Origin of the sequence: Mycobacterium heidelbergense (assembly GCF_010730745.1) — a bacterium.
Taxonomy (GTDB): Bacteria; Actinomycetota; Actinomycetes; order Mycobacteriales; family Mycobacteriaceae; genus Mycobacterium; species Mycobacterium heidelbergense.
Map to the genome: position 1 here is coordinate 4,758,934 of NZ_AP022615.1, position 16,575 is coordinate 4,775,508.

16 protein-coding genes are annotated in these 16,575 nt (G+C 70.8%); 4 read left to right on the plus strand and 12 right to left on the minus strand.

The window, feature by feature from the left end; genetic code table 11:
• Nucleotides 1–178 precede the first annotated feature (178 nt).
• From recN to G6N25_RS22320, 9 genes are all read right to left on the minus strand, one after another.
• Nucleotides 179–1,948 carry a DNA repair protein RecN gene (gene recN, locus G6N25_RS22280; RefSeq protein ID WP_083076085.1) on the minus strand — a complete coding sequence of 590 codons (1,770 nt, stop codon included), beginning with the start codon at nt 1,946–1,948 and terminating at the stop codon, nt 179–181.
• Between the two features lie 13 nt (nt 1,949–1,961).
• A complete protein-coding gene (locus tag G6N25_RS22285; RefSeq protein WP_083076084.1) occupies nt 1,962–2,885 on the minus strand; it encodes an NAD kinase in 924 nt (307 codons plus the stop codon).
• Nucleotides 2,882–3,688: a TlyA family RNA methyltransferase gene (locus G6N25_RS22290; protein ID WP_083076082.1), complete on the minus strand. Its 807-nt coding sequence runs from the start codon at nt 3,686–3,688 to the stop codon at nt 2,882–2,884. Before G6N25_RS22290 ends, G6N25_RS22285 begins: the two co-directional genes overlap by 4 nt.
• Before the next feature lie 8 nt (nt 3,689–3,696).
• Nucleotides 3,697–3,885, minus strand: a complete 189-nt coding sequence (locus tag G6N25_RS22295) for a hypothetical protein (protein WP_083076080.1) — start codon at nt 3,883–3,885, stop codon at nt 3,697–3,699.
• A 23-nt stretch (nt 3,886–3,908) separates the two neighbouring features.
• On the minus strand, nt 3,909–4,928 hold the full coding sequence (locus G6N25_RS22300; protein WP_083076079.1) for an HAD-IIA family hydrolase: 1,020 nt from the start codon (nt 4,926–4,928) through the stop codon (nt 3,909–3,911).
• 1 nt (nt 4,929) lies between these two features.
• A complete protein-coding gene (locus tag G6N25_RS22305) occupies nt 4,930–5,763 on the minus strand; it encodes a tetratricopeptide repeat protein (RefSeq protein WP_083076077.1) in 834 nt (277 codons plus the stop codon).
• 39 nt (nt 5,764–5,802) lie between these two features.
• Nucleotides 5,803–6,174: a DUF732 domain-containing protein gene (locus G6N25_RS22310; RefSeq protein ID WP_083076076.1), complete on the minus strand. Its 372-nt coding sequence runs from the start codon at nt 6,172–6,174 to the stop codon at nt 5,803–5,805.
• Nucleotides 6,175–6,247: 73 nt separating this feature from the next.
• Nucleotides 6,248–7,522, minus strand: a complete 1,275-nt coding sequence (tyrS, locus tag G6N25_RS22315) for a tyrosine--tRNA ligase (protein WP_083076075.1) — start codon at nt 7,520–7,522, stop codon at nt 6,248–6,250.
• Between the two features lie 11 nt (nt 7,523–7,533).
• Complete coding sequence (locus G6N25_RS22320) at nt 7,534–8,163, minus strand: DNA-3-methyladenine glycosylase (RefSeq protein ID WP_179961689.1); 630 nt, start codon at nt 8,161–8,163, stop codon at nt 7,534–7,536.
• Nucleotides 8,164–8,243: 80 nt separating this feature from the next.
• Here G6N25_RS22320 and G6N25_RS22325 point away from each other — a divergent pair, with 80 nt between their 5' ends.
• The 4 genes from G6N25_RS22325 to G6N25_RS22340 are packed head-to-tail and all read left to right on the plus strand — an operon-like array spanning nt 8,244 to nt 11,688.
• A complete protein-coding gene (locus G6N25_RS22325) occupies nt 8,244–9,506 on the plus strand; it encodes an ammonium transporter (protein ID WP_083076072.1) in 1,263 nt (420 codons plus the stop codon).
• A gap of 31 nt (nt 9,507–9,537) precedes the next feature.
• Nucleotides 9,538–10,311 carry an ABC transporter ATP-binding protein gene (locus G6N25_RS22330; RefSeq protein ID WP_083076070.1) on the plus strand — a complete coding sequence of 258 codons (774 nt, stop codon included), beginning with the start codon at nt 9,538–9,540 and terminating at the stop codon, nt 10,309–10,311.
• Nucleotides 10,245–11,063 carry an ABC transporter permease gene (locus G6N25_RS22335; protein WP_197745688.1) on the plus strand — a complete coding sequence of 273 codons (819 nt, stop codon included), beginning with the start codon at nt 10,245–10,247 and terminating at the stop codon, nt 11,061–11,063. The genes G6N25_RS22330 and G6N25_RS22335 overlap by 67 nt, the downstream gene beginning before the upstream one ends.
• A 1-nt stretch (nt 11,064) precedes the next feature.
• A complete protein-coding gene (locus G6N25_RS22340; protein WP_083076069.1) occupies nt 11,065–11,688 on the plus strand; it encodes a TetR/AcrR family transcriptional regulator in 624 nt (207 codons plus the stop codon).
• Here the strand turns inward: G6N25_RS22340 and G6N25_RS22345 are convergent.
• From G6N25_RS22345 to G6N25_RS22355, 3 genes are all read right to left on the minus strand, one after another.
• Entirely contained in the window at nt 11,654–11,869 is a 216-nt protein-coding gene (locus tag G6N25_RS22345) for a Trm112 family protein (RefSeq protein ID WP_083076067.1), read from the minus strand. The two genes, G6N25_RS22340 and G6N25_RS22345, sit on opposite strands and share 35 nt — an antisense overlap.
• A complete protein-coding gene (locus G6N25_RS22350; protein WP_142272804.1) occupies nt 11,869–14,853 on the minus strand; it encodes an acyl-CoA synthetase in 2,985 nt (994 codons plus the stop codon). The genes G6N25_RS22345 and G6N25_RS22350 overlap by 1 nt, the downstream gene beginning before the upstream one ends.
• Nucleotides 14,854–14,944: 91 nt before the next feature.
• A complete protein-coding gene (locus G6N25_RS22355) occupies nt 14,945–16,450 on the minus strand; it encodes an HNH endonuclease signature motif containing protein (protein WP_163672534.1) in 1,506 nt (501 codons plus the stop codon).
• Nucleotides 16,451–16,575: the final 125 nt, after the last annotated feature.

A 16,575-nucleotide genomic window follows, 5' to 3' on the forward strand; every position in this document is an offset into this window, starting at 1 on the left:
ACACCAGCCTCAGAAGTTATCTAGAGTCACAGCTGTCACAGATGGATAACGTGTGGGCATCGACTCGGGCCGGCGAGGGTGCGCAGTTGTACAGGCTTTGCGGCGTGTCGGCGTACAAACACGCACGCTCGCGAGAGGGCGGCGCACGCACGCGAGAGGGCGACGCCCGCTCGCGAGATCAGATCTGGTCGTTCTGCGCCGCGTCGAGCAGTTCGCGGGCGTGCGCGCGGCCGCTGTCGGACTCGCCGAGCCCGGCCAGCATCCGCGCCAGCTCGGCCACCCGGTCGTCGCCGGCCACTCGTCGCACCCCGCTGGCCCCCTGGGGCCCGGTGCCGTGCACCACCAGGTGCACGTCGGCATAGGCGGCGACCTGTGGCAAGTGCGTCACCACGATGACCTGGTGGGTGCGGGCCAGCCGGGCCAGCCGCCGCCCGATCTGCACCGCGGCCCAGCCGCCGACCCCGGCGTCCACCTCGTCGAACACCATCGTGGTGCCCGCCGCCTGTTTTCGCGACGTCGCCAACACCACCTCCAGCGCCAGCATGACCCGGGACAGCTCGCCGCCGGACGCGCTTTTCGCCAGCGGCAGCACGGTCATGCCGCGGTGGGCCGCGAAGCCGAACTCGACCTGGTCGACGCCGTCGACGCCGGCCCGGGCCAGCATCGGCCCGGACGGCCCCAAGGACACGGTGAGCGCGGCGGGATCGTCGTGGCCCGCGGTATCGGTGCTCACGCCGATGGTGAACTCGGCGTCGGCCATCGCCAGGGCGGACAGCTCCGCGGTCACCTCCTTGGCCAACCGCTTGGCGGCCTTGCGCCGAACCTTGCTGAGATCGACCGCGGCATCGGACAATTCGCGCGCCAGCGCGTCGACGCGTTTCGTCATCGCGGCCAGCCCCTCTTCGGAGACATCGAGTTGGGCCAGCCGTTCCCGGGACTCCCGCGCCCAGCGCAGCACCCCGTCGATGTCCGCGGCGTACTTGCGGGTCAGCGTGCGCAGTTGGGCCTGGCGGGCCAGCTTGGCTTCCAGCGCGCTGGCGTCGACCGGCAGCCCGTCCAGGAAGCCGGCGAGTTCGCGGGCCGCGTCGACGACCACCGTCAGCGCCTCGCCGACCTGATCGGCCAACGCCCGCAGCGCCGCGTCGTCGGTCGATTCGAGTGCGGCCCTTGCCTTCCCAAGGCTGTCGATGGCGCTGTGGCCCGGCCCGTCGGCGTCGTCCGCCGACAACGCCGCGCACGCGCCGGCGGCGGCCTCGCGCAGCGTGTCCAGCTCCGAGAGGCGCAGGACGTCGGCGACCAGCGCGTCGTCTTCCCCGGGTTGCGGGTCGACGGCGTCGATCTCGTTCAGCGCGAACTTCAACCGGTCCGCCTCCTGGGCGAGCTCGCGGGCGCGGTCGCGGCGGTCGGCGAGGTCGCGCCGCGCCGACAGCCAGGCGTCGCGCAGCTTGCGGTAGCGCTCGCACGCCGGGCCGGCTCCCGCGAAACGGTCCAGCGCGCCGCGCTGTTCCTCGGGCCGCATCAACCGCAGCTGGTCGTTTTGGCCGTGCAGGGTGAGCAACTCGGCGGTGAAACCGCTCAGCGACTTCGCGGGCACGCTGCGACCGCCCAGGTAGGCCCGCGACGGTCCGTCGCGGCTGACCGAGCGCAGCGCGATCACGCTGCCGTCCTCGTCGCGCTCGGCCCCCGACGTGTCCAGGATCGCGTCCAGTTGGGCGGCCGCGGCAGCGTCGAGATCGCCTGTGGTGAAACGGCCTTCGACGATCGCACGGTCCGCTCCCGACCGGACCCGGGTGGCGTCGGCTCGGGCGCCGCCGAGCAGGTGCAGCCCGGTCACCACCATGGTCTTGCCGGTGCCGGTCTCGCCGGTGAGCACCGTCAGGCCGCGATCGAACTCGGCGGCCGCCACGCTGATGGCGCCCAGCGACTCGATGCGGATTTCGGTCAGCACCGTGCGAACGCCGTTACTTCCCGCGCCAACCGGTCACCGGCAACCGGAATTTGCGCACCAGGCGGTCCGTGAACGGGGCGCTGTCCAGGCGCGCCCACTTCACCGGGGTGTCGCAACGGGTCACCTCGATCCGGCTGCCGGCCGGTATCAGCATTTCGCGGCGGCCGTCGCAGAACACCAGGGCGTCGTGGCCGTCGGCTTCTATCTCGATCGCGACGGTGGCCTCGGGGCTGGTGACCATGGGCCGGCCGAACAGGGCGTGAGCGTTGTTGGGGACCACCAGGATTGCCTCGAGGTCCGGCCACAGCACCGGGCCGCCCGCCGAGAACGCGTAGGCGGTCGACCCGGTGGGTGTCGACACCAGCACGCCGTCGCAGCCGAACGCCGACACCGGCCGCCCGTCGATCTCGACGACCACCCCGAGCACACCCAGCCGCGGCCCCTTTTCCAGGCTCACCTCGTTGAGCGCCCACCCGTGCTCGACGACCCGACCGGCCTGGCGCACCACCACATCCAGCGTCAGGCGGTCCTCCACCCGGTAGTCGCGCGCGATGACGTGCTCCAGCACACTGTCGATGTGCTCGGCCTCGGCCTCGGCCAGGAACCCGATCCGGCCCAGATTGACGCCCAGCACCGGAATTTCGACGTTTCTGGCCAATTCGGCCGCCCGCAGGAAGGTGCCGTCGCCGCCGAGGACCAGCACCAGTTCGCAGCCCGCCGCGGCGTGCGGGTCGGCGTCGACCACCTGAATTTCGACGCCCATCGCCCGCATGTCGTCGGGGGCCAGGTGCAGCGATCCCCTGTCGACCGCCTCGGCGGACAACACGCGCAGTCCGATCCCGTTGTCGCCCAAGACTTTTTGCACCCGCCGCGCGGTCTCGGTCGCCTCGTCGCGGCCGGTGTGCACCACCAGCAGCACGGTACGGTCGGCGTTCATTGCGGGCCCTCGCTTATCGCCCGCCGCACGGCGTCGACGAGACCTTCGCCGGCCAGTCCCCGATCGGTCCGGGCGCGCAGCCACAGGAAGTATTCGACATTGCCCGACGGGCCCGGCAGCGGGCTCGCGGTGACGTCGACGGCGGGCCAGCCCAGCTCGGCGGCGCGGCGCGCGACGGCCACCACCGCGTCGGCGCGCATCCCGGGATCGTGGACCACACCGCCGGCGCCGACCCGGCCCTTCCCCACCTCAAACTGCGGCTTCACCATGGGAACGATATCCGCGCCCGGCCGGGCGCATCCAACCAGCGCGGGCAACACGGTGGCCAGCGAGATGAAGGACAGGTCGGCCACCAGCAGGTCGACCGGGCCGCCGATCGCCTCCGGGGTCAGGTCACGAACGTTGGTGCGCTCGACGACGGTCACCCGCGGGTCGCAGCGCAGCGACCAGGCCAGCTGTCCGTAGCCCACGTCCGCGGCCACCACCTCGGCGGCCCCGCGGTCCAGCAGCACCTCGGTGAACCCGCCCGTCGACGCGCCGGCGTCCAGGCAGCGGCGGCCCGCGACCGGAATCCCGAAGGCGTCCAGCGCGCCGATGAGTTTGTGCGCCCCGCGCGACACCCAGCCGCGTTCGTCGTCCGCGACGGTCAGGGCGGCGGTGACGGCGACCGCGGTGCCGGGCTTGCGCGCCGGCAGGCCGTCGATGCTGACCTTCCCGGCGCCGATCAGCTCCGCGGCCTGCTGACGGGATCGCGCGAGCCCGCGGCGGACGAGCTCGGCGTCAACGCGGGCACGACGTGCCACCGCCGCACTCAGCCCTTCTCCGCCGACTCCAGCGCAGCCAGCAGCACGTCGTGCGCCTCGGAAAGGCGGCGCGCGATCTCTTCGAGCTCGGCGAGGGACAGTTGGCTTTCGGCGTCGGCGGGATCGGCCGCGGCGTCCGGCAGCTGGGCAAGCAGGGCGTCGATTTCGGCGCGAAGCTGATCGGGATCGATAGTCATTGCGCTCCTACGCTAGTCACCCGTCAGTCGCCGTGCACCAGAGACCAGCGCCGCAGCGCGTCGCGGGCCCGGTCGTCGGCGGCCTCGATCCGCGGCGGCCGGTCGTCAAAGCCGAGGCCCCACACGGCGCCGGCGACGGCGCGGACGACCGACAGCCCGTCGCCCCCGGCGGCGCCGTCGGCGCCGTTGGCGCGGACCGTCACCGCCCGATCCCCGACCTCGACATGCCAGCCCGGCTGCGGCCCGACCGCGAGCACCTCGGCATCGTGGTGCAGCGAGCGCAGGTCGTGGCCGATGTAGGTCGGGCGACGGGCGGGTTGCGCGTACACCGCGTCCCGCGCGGTGTTGACGCCGGTGAGCACCATCAGGCTGGGCAGCTCGGCGGCGTTGGCGCCCTCGATGTCGGTGTCCAGCCTGTCGCCGATGACCAACGGCGCGCGAAAGTCGCCCCGGGCCACCGCATCCTGCAGCAGTCGCGGCGCCGGTTTCCCGGCCACGCGCGGTTCGGTGCCGGTGGCCGCCCGCAGCGCGGCCACGAACGATCCGTTTCCCGGGAGCAGGCCGCGCTCGGTGGGCAGGGTGGGGTCGACGTTGGCCGCCACCCACAGCGCGCCGGACCGAATGGCCAGGGCGGCCTCGGCAAGGTCCGGCCAGCCGATGGTCGTGGACAGGCCCTGCACGACGGCGACCGGGTTGTCGTCGTAGCGGCGCACCGGACGCAGCCCGACGGCGGCGATCTCGTTGGCCAATGCGTCGGTGCCCACGATCAACACCCGGGACCCCGGCGGTAACTGCCCGGCCAGCAGCCGGGCCGCGCTCTGCGCGCTGGTGACGACGTCGTCGCCGGTGGCGGTGAAGCCCAGCTCGCGCAGGTGCGACGCGACCTGGTCGGCGCTGCGGGACGCGTTGTTGGTGACGTACAGCTTGCGGCTGGACACCTCGTCCAGCGATTGCACGGCACCATCGGTGGGCTCAGCGCCGCGAAACACCGTGCCGTCGAGGTCTATCAGCAGGCAATCGTATTCCCGCGCAATGCTTTTCATCTCAGCCCAGCTCGCTGACCCGCTCTTCGGCGTCGGTGACCCCGTCGACGTCGGCGGTCGCCGAGCGCAAAAACCATTGCAGCGCCTCGTCGTTTCGGCCGAGCGCCAGCAGCGTGTCCGCGTAGGCGTAGAACAGCCGCGCGGCCGTCGTGCCCGTGCGGCCCGGCTCGGGCTGCGGCGTGGACAAGACGGCCAGCGCCTGCTCCAGCTGCCCGAGATCGGCGCGCGCCCCGGCGGCGACGATGCGCAACTCGTCGGCGTCGTCACCGGCGAGCTCGGCCGCCTCCGGTCCGCGCGCCAGGTCGATCGCCCGCTCCGGGCGACCAAGCCCGCGTTCGCAATCGGCGATCAGCGCAAGCAGGGATGACTTGCTGCCCATCCGGCGGGCCGCGCGCAGTTCGGCCAGCGCCTGCGCCCAGTCGCCGCAGTGGTAGGCCGCGATTCCGACGGCTTCGCGCACCGCGGCGATCCTGCTGGCCCGGGCCCGCGCCGCGCGCGCGTGGGCCAGCGCGGCGTGCGGATCCTCGTCGAGCAGCTCGCCGGCGGCCACCAGGTGGCGCGCCACCGCGTCGGCGGTGGCGCGGTCCAGGGTGCTCAGTTCGCCCCGGATCTCGGGTGCCAGCTGCCTGGCCTCCACCCCGGCCGGGATCGGCGGGCCGTCCCGCGGCGCGCGGTCGCCTTGGACGTCCTGGCCGGGGGCGTTGCGCGGCTGGACGGGGCGCGCGCGGCCCGGGCCCGACCAGGAACCCGGACGCTCCCCGCGCGGTCCGCGCCGCGGCGAGCCGCCGGACGCCGAACGTCGGTCACCGCCGTGCCCCTGCCTGTCGTCGACCACCCTGCCGAGAATACGGGCACGCCGGCGGCGCGGACCGCGCTAGGCCGGGAGCCGATTGGACAGCAGCGGCGCCATCACCGCCGGGCAATACGTCGCGATGGCGACGATGGTGAACACGCCGGCCACGTCGTGGGACATCCCGCTGCCGTCGGCCATGGTGGAGAGCACCGAGTCGAACGACCCACCGGGCTGGACCAGCATCGGGCACACCGACTGCCCCAGCGCCATCGTGGCGTCCGGCTGCGAGACCGGAACGCCGGCATTCGTGAGGGCCCTCAGGAACGCGTTGCCCATCAGGTCGGCGTGGACGGGCGGCGCCAGCGCCGCGGTCAGGCCGGCCACGCTCGTCGCCACACCCAGAAACCGCAGGGCGCCCAACTGCACACGTGTCGGGAAACTCACTGTGACCACCCTGGTCAGTGATGGTCACATCTGCGACACGACGCGATAAAGGTTTGCACACCAACGGCGTTGCGCGCGCGGGCTAGACCCTCTCGATGCCGGCGACGTTGCGCTTGCCGCGCCGCAGCACCAGCCACCGGCCGTGCAGGAAGTCCGACGGCCGCGGCGCCCACGCCTCGCTGTCGATGCGAACGTTGTTGACCGAGACGCCGCCTTCGCCGATGGTGCGCCGGGCGGCCCCCCTGCTGGCCGACAGGCCGCTGGCCACCAGGAGGTCGACGATCCCGTCGGGGCTGCCGGGCTTGAGCTCGGCCACCGACGTCTCGCGCAGCGCCGCCGCGAGCGTCGCCTCGTCTAGGCGGTCCAGCTCGCCCTGCCCGAACAGCGCGCGGCTGGCGTGCTCGACCGCCTCGGTGGCCGCCTCGCCGTGCACCAGAGCGGTCAGCTCGACGGCCAGCCGCCGCTGGGCGGCGCGTTGCTGGGGGCGCTCGGCCGTGGCGCGTTCCAGCTCGGCCAGCTCCTCGGCCGGCAGGAAGGTGAACCAGCGCAGGTAGCGGATCACGTCGGCGTCGGCGGTGTTGACGAAGTACTGGTACCAGGCATACGGGCTGGTCATCTGCGGGTCCAGCCACAGGCTGCCGCCGCCGGTGGACTTGCCGAACTTGGTGCCGTCGGCGGCGGTCACCAGCGGGACCGTGAGCGCGTGCACCGCCGCGCCCAGCTTCTGGCGGACCAGGCGGACGCCGGCGATGATGTTGCCCCACTGATCGGAGCCGCCGATCTGCAACGTGCAGCCGTGGCGCCGGTGCAGTTCGACGTAGTCGTTGGCCTGCAGCAGCATGTAGCTGAACTCCGTGTAGGAGATCCCCTCCCCCTCCAGACGGCGCCGGACGGTGTCGCGATCCAGCATCACGTTGACCGAAAAGTGCTTGCCGACGTCGCGCAGGAACTCGATCGCCGACATGCGGCCCGTCCAGTCCAGGTTGTCGACGACGATGGCGCCGGTCGGGTCAAAGGCGTCGAATTCCAAGAAGCGTTCCAGCTGGCCGCGAATCCGCTCGGTCCATGCGGCGACGGTGTCGGCCTCGTTGAGGCTGCGCTCGCCGACGTCACGCGGGTCGCCGATCATGCCGGTGGCGCCGCCGGCCAGCACGATGGGACGGTGCCCGGCGCGCTGGAACCGGCGCAACGCCAGCAGGGGAACCAGGTGCCCGGCGTGCAGGCTCGGCGCGGTCGGGTCGAAGCCGGCGTAGACCGTCAGCGGCCCACGCCGCGCTTCGGCGGCCAGCGCGTCGAGGTCGGTGGACTGGGCGATCAACCCGCGCCAGCCCAGCTCTTCGAGGATCCCGGCAGACATCGCGCAAAACTCTAGTCGCTGGTTCCGGGCGCGGGCGCCCGCGGACTTCGCCGGTACGCCGAAACCTCCGGGCGGCCCGCCAGCCACAGTCGCCAGGGCCGGTCGGCGGCCTGGCTGATGCCGACGCGCGGGCCGGACGCGGCCGTCAGCGGGTCGTGAAGTTCAAGGGTCACCGGACCGCTGGGGTCGAGCAGGTCAATCCCGTTGTCGCCCATGGTGATTCCCAGGGCCGAGCACAGGTTTCCCGGGCCGCGCGCCAGGGCCGCGGTGCGGACCAGCTCGCCGCGCCGGGCCCGCGCGACGTCGGTGCCGTCCTCCAGGGCCGCGGCCCGCAGCAGGACGGCCGCGGCGGTCCCGTCGGGTCCGCACGAGACGTTGGCGCACACGTGGATCCCGTGGCTGCGGTAGGTGTACAGCCGCCCGGGCGGCCCGAACATCACGGCGTTGCGGCCGTTGCGGCCGCGGTAGGAGTGGGCCGCGGCGTCCGGCCAGGGGCCGTCGGGGACGCCGCCGTAGGCCTCGACTTCGACGATGACGGCGCGCACGCCGCGGCCGGTGAGGGTGGCGCCCAGCAGTCGATGCGCGGCCGCGACCGGATCGACGGACAGCTGGCCCTCGGCCGCGTCTGGGCCCGATTGCACCAACCGAACCTACCGGCAGGCCAAACATGGCAGTATCCCGGTGTCCCGGAACCCCCAGGGCGCACGAAGGAGCCCACATAATGCATGCGATCGACCCTGCCGCCACGGCGTGGCTGCTGGCCAGCACCGCACTAGTCCTGCTGATGACCCCGGGCCTGGCGATCTTCTACGGCGGCATGGTCCGCACCACCGGGGTGCTCAACATGATCATGATGAGCTTCATCTCGATCCCGCTGGTCACGGTGGCGTGGCTGTTGGTCGGCTACACCATCGCGTTCTCCGACGATGGGGCGGGCGGGCTCGTCGGCAACCTCAGGCACATCGGGATGCTCGGCATCGGCCCCGACACCGTCCACGGCGCGGTTCCCGAGCTGCTTTATGCCACGTTCCAGTTGACGTTCGCGATCATCACGGCCGCCCTGGTGAGCGGCGCGATCGCCGACCGCGCCAAGTTCGCGGCCTGGATGGCGTTCGTCTCGCTGTGGGCGATCGTCGTGTATTCGGTTGTCGCGCATTGGGTGTGGGGGCCCGGCGGCTGGCTGGCGAAGCTGGGGGTGCTCGACTACGCCGGCGGCCTCGTCGTCGAGATCGTCTCCGGTTCCTCCGCCCTGGCCCTGGCGCTGGTGCTCGGGCCCCGCATCGGCTTCAAGAAGGACGTCATGCGGCCGCACAATCTGCCGCTGGTGCTGCTCGGTGTCGGGCTGCTCTGGTTCGGCTGGTTCGGGTTCAACGCCGGTTCCGCTCTGGCCGCCAACGGAACCGCCGCGGCCATCTTCCTCAACACGCTCGTCGCCGGCTGCCTGGGCATGCTCGGCTGGCTCTCCGTCGAACAGATCCGCGACGGCAGGCCCACGACGTTCGGCGCGGCCTCCGGCGTGGTGGCCGGCCTCGTCGCCATCACCCCGTCGTGCGGGACCGTCAACACACTCGGCGCGGCGGTCGTCGGCGTCGCGGCCGGCATCGTGTGCTCGTTCGCGGTCAGCGCGAAATTCCGTCTCAACTATGACGATTCGCTCGACGTGGTCGGCGTGCACTTCGTCGGCGGCGTCGTCGGCGTGTCCTTGATCGGGCTGCTTGCCACGGCGGTCATGACGTCGGGTCCCCGGGGCCTCTTCTACGGGGGCGGCGTCGCCCAACTGGGCAAGCAGGCGCTCGCGATCGTCGCCGTCGCGCTCTATGCCTTCACGACGTCGTACCTTCTCGCGAAGTTGATCGACCGGGTGATCGGTTTCCGGCTCAGCCCCGAAGACGAGACCACCGGCGTCGACCTCACCCAGCACGCCGAAACCGCCTACGCCGAGGGCGTGCACGGGCACCTGCCGCTGCGCCGCCCCGGCCCTTGACATCGCCGCACCGGGGGCGGATATTCATCACATGATGAGTTCATCAAGTGATGAATTACTGGCCGGGCGTCGCGCTCCGGCCGTCAGCATCGAGCGCCTATGCGTCACCCGCTTCAAACGCCCGGTGCTGCATGACTTTTCGGTGCGCATAGCCCAGGGCAGCATCACCGGCCTGCTTGGCCCGTCCGGCTGCGGCAAGACCACGCTGATGCGGTGCATCGTCGGCACCCAGATCGTGGCCGGCGCTTCCCGGGGCACCGTTACGGTGCTGGGCCGGCGGGCCGGGAGCCCGGCGCTGCGTCATCGGGTGGGGTATATGCCGCAGGACCCGACCATCTACAACGACCTGCGGATCGTCGACAACGTCCGCTACTTCGCCTCGCTCTACGGATACGGCACCGACGCCGCCGATGAGGCCATCGAACGGGTCGGGCTGGCGGATCACCGGACCGCCTTCTGCGGCAACCTCTCCGGCGGCCAGCGCACCCGGGTGTCGCTGGCGTGCGCGTTGGTCTGCCAGCCCGATCTGCTCGTGCTCGACGAGCCCACGGTGGGCCTGGACCCCGTGCTGCGGGTCGATCTTTGGGAACAGTTCACCGAGCTCGCCCGCGGCGGGACCACGCTGTTGGTCTCCAGTCACGTGATGGACGAGGCCGAGCATTGCGGCGACCTGGTGCTGATGCGCGAAGGACACCTGATCGCGCACACCACCCCGACCCAACTACGAGAGGACACCGGATGCACGTCACTCGAGGACGCGTTTCTGTCCATCATCAGGCGCAGCACGACGCGGCAGGCCGGCTAGGGCTGACGGCCTACGCGGCCACCACGACGCGGATCCTGCGCCAGCTGGCCGCCGACCACCGCAGCGTCGCGCTGATCCTGGTGGTGCCGGTCCTGGTCATCACGCTGATGTACTTCATGTTCGAAAACGCTCCCCACCGCCCGGGCACCCCGTCGCCGTTCAACAACGCCTGCCTGATCCTGCTGGGCCTGTTCCCGCTCTTCGTGATGTTCATCATCACGTCCATCACGATGCAGCGCGAACGGGCGTCGGGAACGTTGGAGCGCATCCTGACCACGCCGCTGCGCAGGCTCGACCTGTTGATCGCCTACGGCACCGCTTTCTCGGTCGCCGCCGCGGCGCAGGCGATTGCGGCGTGCATCGTGTCGTTTTGGTTGCTCGGCTTCGACACCGCGGGCAGCCCGGTGTGGGTGTTCGTGATCGCGATCGTCAACGCCGTACTGGGCGTCGGCCTGGGCCTGCTCTGTAGTGCGTTCGCCCGCACCGAGTTTCAGGCCGTGCAGTTCATCCCGCTGGTGATGGTCCCCCAGCTGCTGCTGGCCGGCATCGTCGTGCCCCGGGCGTTGATGGCGCACTGGCTGCAGTGGGTCAGCAACGTCTTGCCGGCCAGCTATGCGCTCGAGGCTCTGCAGCAGGTGAGTGCCCACCCGGGGCTGACCTACATCGCGGTGCGCGACATCGTCGTCGTCCTGGGTTTCGCGATCGCGGCGCTGTGCCTGGCCGCGGCGACGCTGCGGAGGCGGACGCCCTAGCATGACGACCGGCAAAACCGGCCGCCGGCGGCCCGGGCGACCGGCCGGCAGCTCCGACACCCGCGACCGGATCCTGACCAGCGCCCGAGAGCTGTTTGCCCGCAACGGAATCGGCAACACGTCGATACGGGCGGTGGCCGCGGCCGCCGGCGTCGATTCGGCGCTGGTGCACCACTACTTCGGCACCAAGGAAAAGCTGTTCGCCGCCGCCGTGCACATCCCGGTCGACCCGATGGACGTCATCGGCGCGCTGCGTGCGGTGCCCGTCGACGAGCTCGGCTACCGACTGCCGTCAATGTTGTTGCCGCTGTGGGACTCCCAGATTGGCGAGGCGTTCATTGCCACGCTGCGGTCGATCATCGCGGGGTCGGAGGTCAACTTGTTTCGTTCGTTCATCCAGGACATCATCGCCGTCGAAGTCGGTCCGCGCGTCGACGATCCCCCAGGCAGCGGAACCATCCGCATCCAGTTCGTCGCGTCGCAGCTGGTGGGCGTCGTGATGGCGCGCTACATCCTGCAATTGGAGCCGTTCGCGTCGCTGCCCGCCGAGCGGATCGCGCGAACCATCGCGCCGAACCTGCAGCGTTACCTCACCGGGGATCTGCCGGACGCGCTCGCGCCATGAGCCGGGCGTGCTCGTCATCGTCGACATCGCGGGCCTCGTCGATCAGCAGCACCGGGATGCCGTCCTCGATGCGGTAGGCGCGCCGCAGCCGCGGGTTGTACAGCAACTCGTCCTCGATCAGAACCAACGGACCCCGGTCGGCCGGGCAGACGAGAATGCTCAGCAGCGAATCGTCGAGCATCAGCGCGCCCCGCTCAGCTCGGACCGCGCCCCGGGCGTCAGCCGGCGAAACTGGTTGCCGGCCGCGTCGAAATACCACGCCTGGCGTCCCGACTTGGGAATCCCGGCCGCCCGCAGGCCGCTGACGGTGGGCCGGTAGCTCGCGCTCAGCGTCATCGCCGGACACACGTACACGACGTCGGGTCCCGCCCCGATGGGGATGTCGGCGACGGCCTCGGTCACGTCGGCCGCGGTGATGGTGGCCCCGGGCAGCAGCGTCACCGCCGAGACGGCCACCTGCCGGTCACCCACCGGCACGTTGTAGGTGACCGCGAGGTCGACGCCGTTAATGCGGCTCAGCGCGTCGGTGACCGGCTCGGCGAACACCAGCCCGCGCGCGGTGCGGACCACCGAACCGCGCCTGCCCGCCAGCCAGTAATCCCCGTCGGTGTCGCGGTAGAAGAGGTATTCGGTCGATATCCAGGTATCGGCGGGGGCGAAGACCCCCCGTTTGACCGACGCGCTCGGATCGATCGGCCCCTTGGACGCGGCCAGCAGCACGCCGACCTGGTTGGCCTCGGCGACCTGCACGAAGCCGCGGTCGTCCTCCAGGATCAGGTTGTGCTCGGCGTCGTACGCGCCGAGCTCGACCCGCCCGACGCCGGGCAGCGGTCGGCCCTTGCTGCCGATCTTGGCGCCGGAAACGTTGGCCAGCACCGCCTGTCCGTCGGTGGTGGCGAAGAACTCGACGACCTGTGCGGGCGCGAACGCGTCGAGAACCCGCCCCCACAATCCGGTCGGCATGCCCGAGCCGATGAACAGGCGCACCGGGTGGTTGCCGTGCAGCACGAACGCGGGATCGTCGACAATCTCGCGGAGCATGGCCCAGGTATAGGACACCACCGTGACGCCGTACTGCCGCACCTCCTGGACGAACCGGTCGGGTCGCAGGCCGCGCGACAGCGCGATGCGGGTGCCGCCGACGACCGCGCCACCCAGGCTGACCAGCAGCGCGGACTCGTGGTGCAGCGGGGTTAAACAGTAGACGGTGTCGCGGCGGTCGAGGGCGGCCGTCGAGGCGGTCCCGAAAGCCGACACCGCCCACCGGTAGTTGGTGATCTGCTTGGCCACCAGCTCGCCGCCGGCCGAGCTGAACGCGATGAACGCCAGGTCGCGGGCCAGGCCGGGGTTGGGCCGGTACCACGCCGGCAGCCGGACGGCGTCCGGGTCGATCTGCTCCATGTCGATGACGTGGGCCTGCTCGGAGGCGTCCTCGGGCAGGTTCAGGTCGCGGGTCTCACCGCCGCCGAGCACCAGCACCTGGCCCGGCAGCTGGCGCGCCGCGTCGAGATTGGTGGGATCGGTCAGGATCTCGCTAACCCCACCGAGCCGGACCGACGCGGCCAGGTCGGCGTCGGGCCGCATCACCACGGCGACGGCGCCCAGCCGCGACAGCGCGGCGATGGCGACCAGCGCGCTGGGCCGCGTCTCCATCAGGACGCCCACGCGGTCGCCCTGCCGCACCCCGACCTCGATCAGGCCGCGAACGACGTTGTCGATGCGCCGGTTCACGGCCTCGTAGGTGTGCACGCGGCCGTCGAACAGGAGGAACTCGCCCTGCGGGGCGTCGTGCGCCTGCTCGTCGATGATGCGGCCCAGCGAGACGCGGGTGTGGTCGTTGATCTGTCCCAGCCGGACCAGTCGCGGCAGCGTCCGGACCGTCTCCACGGCCAGGGTGCGCATGGATTTGTTGGCCGCCACGACCGTGTTGGCCGCGCCGCGCACCACCTCCAACGCCGCCTCGGAGACCTCCCCGATGCCGTGGGCGACCCGGGAGCTCAGCGCGACGCCGCTGTCGGTGTGTTCGACCGGCTGATCGGCCATCAGGTCGATGCTGGCCGGCTTGTCGCCGCCGGTGGACAGCCATCGCACCCATGCGGCGACGGTGGGCCAGCTGTGTTGTGCCGCTTTGGATCCCACGACCAGGCCGAAATGGCCTGTCCGGATGAGGCATTCGTAGACTTCGGCGTTCGGCGCCGCCCGGCGGATGCCGCGCACCGACGCCGGCTGCCCGATGTCGTCGACCTCGCCGACGAAGGCCAGGACCGGGCAGGTGATGTCGGTGAGCGTGACCATCTGTCCGTTGACGGCGAAACCGCCGGTCATCATGCGGTTGTGGGCGATGAACTGCTTGAGCAACTCGGAGATCGCCGGGCCCGACCAGGCGATCCAGCCTTCGCGCTCCAGGAACCGGCGCTGCTGTTCGCGCGGCAGCAGTGCCTCCCTGTCGTGCAGCTGGCGCACGAAGTCCACCCGCGCCTTGGCGGTCTTGAGCGGGTCCATCATCTGGAAACCGGTGCGCGCCATCCAGCTTGGGATGGCCAGCCGGCTGAAGACATGATCGGCCATGAAGTTGGCGGCGGCCGCGCCGAAGTTTGCCGGGATGCCCATGGGCAGGGCGGCCAGGGTGTCCACCGGCGACCCGAACGCCACGATGCTGGCGAGGTTCTTCGACCGCCGATAGGCGGCGACCTGATAACACCACATCCCGCCCTGCGAGTAACCGACGAGGTGCACATCGCTGCCGGTGGTGTCCTTGACCGTGTCGATCGCCTGGCTGAGCGCGACGATGTGGTCGGCCAGGTTCCGGCTCATGCCGCCCTCGACCTTGTCGGGTGAGCCGAAGTCGATGACCCAGGGATCGATCCCGTTGGCGTGCAGGATCCCGACCGCCCCCTCGTCCCGGGTGACGTCCCACATGTCCGCCGACATCATCATCGGGTGCACCATCAGCACCGGCGGGCCCACGGGCGGCTGCCCGGGTCGGCTGTCCGGCGGGAAATACCGTCGCAGCTTGTACATCGGGACGCTCTCGACGATGTGGGATGGCGACGGGACGCTGCCGGTTTCCAAACCCCCCAGCCGCAAAACCTCCAGCCCGTTCTGTGCCGTAGCGATCAGACGCTCGACCGGTCGTGTGACGATCGAAAGATTCAGATCCACCACTGCTCCCTGACTCTTGACAGCTCCGCCATCATGGCACATCAGCGCGCCCAGCGGTTTTGGTCAGGTTGTTTGCCGGCAGGGGATGCGGCGGTTAAAAGGGTGGTGGGTCGTCGGGTGGTGCGGGGCCGGTGTGTTTGGTTTGGGTGGCCAGGCGGGTTTGGCGGTTGTGGTGGCGTTCGGTGGCGATGCGGGTGGCGCGGTCTTGGGCGCGGGTGCGGCGGCGTCGGGGCATCATGGCGGTGCGCTCGCCGCGGCGCTCGCTGTGGCACTCGGTGGTGGGTGGGGTGGGTGGGGTGGGTAGTTCGCCGGTGGGTGCGCACAGGCTGGGGAACAGCAGGGCGCTGCCCGGGGTGCTGACGTAGGTCTGTCCGGTCGGGGAGGTCAAGATCAGCGTCCCGTCCGGTAGTTGCTGGTCGGTCCAGCCGCAAAACGTCTTCACTAAGTGATGAGTTCTGCAGTAGCACTTGAGGTTGGACGCATGCGTGGCCCCACCTTGGGTGTAGGGGATGGTGTGGTCGATGTCGCAGCCGACGGCGGGGCGATCACAACCGGGCCAGCGACACGTCAGATCCCGACAGCGCACGAAATCAGCCAACGCCTTCGACGGCACATACCCCTTCTCCGGCGGAGCATCCAGGGGGTGGACCAGCGACACCAGCCTGGCCGACTTAGCCAGTTCGGCGATCAGCTCCGGCGCGATGAGCCCGTCGGCGCCCAACGCCGAGGCGGGTCCCGCCGAGCGGCCCTCGAGGGTGGCCTGCTCGGCGATCACATGAATCACCACCGGCGAGGCCGCCGGCCGATCCCCGGCCGCGCAATCGCCGCGTCCACACCGGCACCCCAGCCGGTCGGCGCCGGCGGCCAGCGCCCCCACCGCGTCGGCGCGGCGCTGGGCACGGGTGCGCGGATCGTGGGCGCACACCGTGGCCGCCAACGCATCCAACCGCTGATCGAGGGCTTGGGCATCCGGGGTCAACACGGTCGCACTGATGTCGGAGAGCCCGTCGCCCACTGGCCCGATGCAGACCTCGCGGCCGGTCACGCGCTCGCGGCGCCGCCGCACCGCATCGGCATCAGCGCGGGCCACGATCTTGTCCACCTGCGCACCCAACCGGCCCTGCGTCATCGACGGCCAGCGCACCACATTCGCCGCCAACTGTGCGTCCACCCGGGCCAGCACGTCGGGATCGGTGATCAGATCCGTGCGATACACCAGCGTCTGAAACACCCGATAATCAATATCGCCGGCCCGAAAAATGTCAGCCACCTTGGGCAGGCGCTCGCGCAGCGCCCGCGCATAGCGCACCCGGCTGGACGCCAGGCCCTGGCTGATCCGCAGATGCGCGCCGATCTCGGCGGCCACCGCCTCCATCGTGTCAATCGCCCACTCCTCGGTCTCACCACACCGCGACAACCGATACGCGAACAACTCCCCGATCAACTCCAGCTGGGCCGCCGCCTGCCGATTCTCCGCCCGCGAAGCCGCACCAATCCGATCCAGCAAGGCCGCCGACTCCGCCGTCGTCGACGGATAACGCCGCTCGAACATCTCGTCAAACCGGGCGTGAACCTCACGCCGCACCTTCTCATCGAACATACATTCGACTATAGCGAAGGGGGCCGACACCAAACACCCAACGCCTCCGGGCTGTGGACAACGTCCCCCGCAGCCATCCTCCTCCCGGTTAACCACTGGCGGAACGGGGTACCTACCGAAGGCGC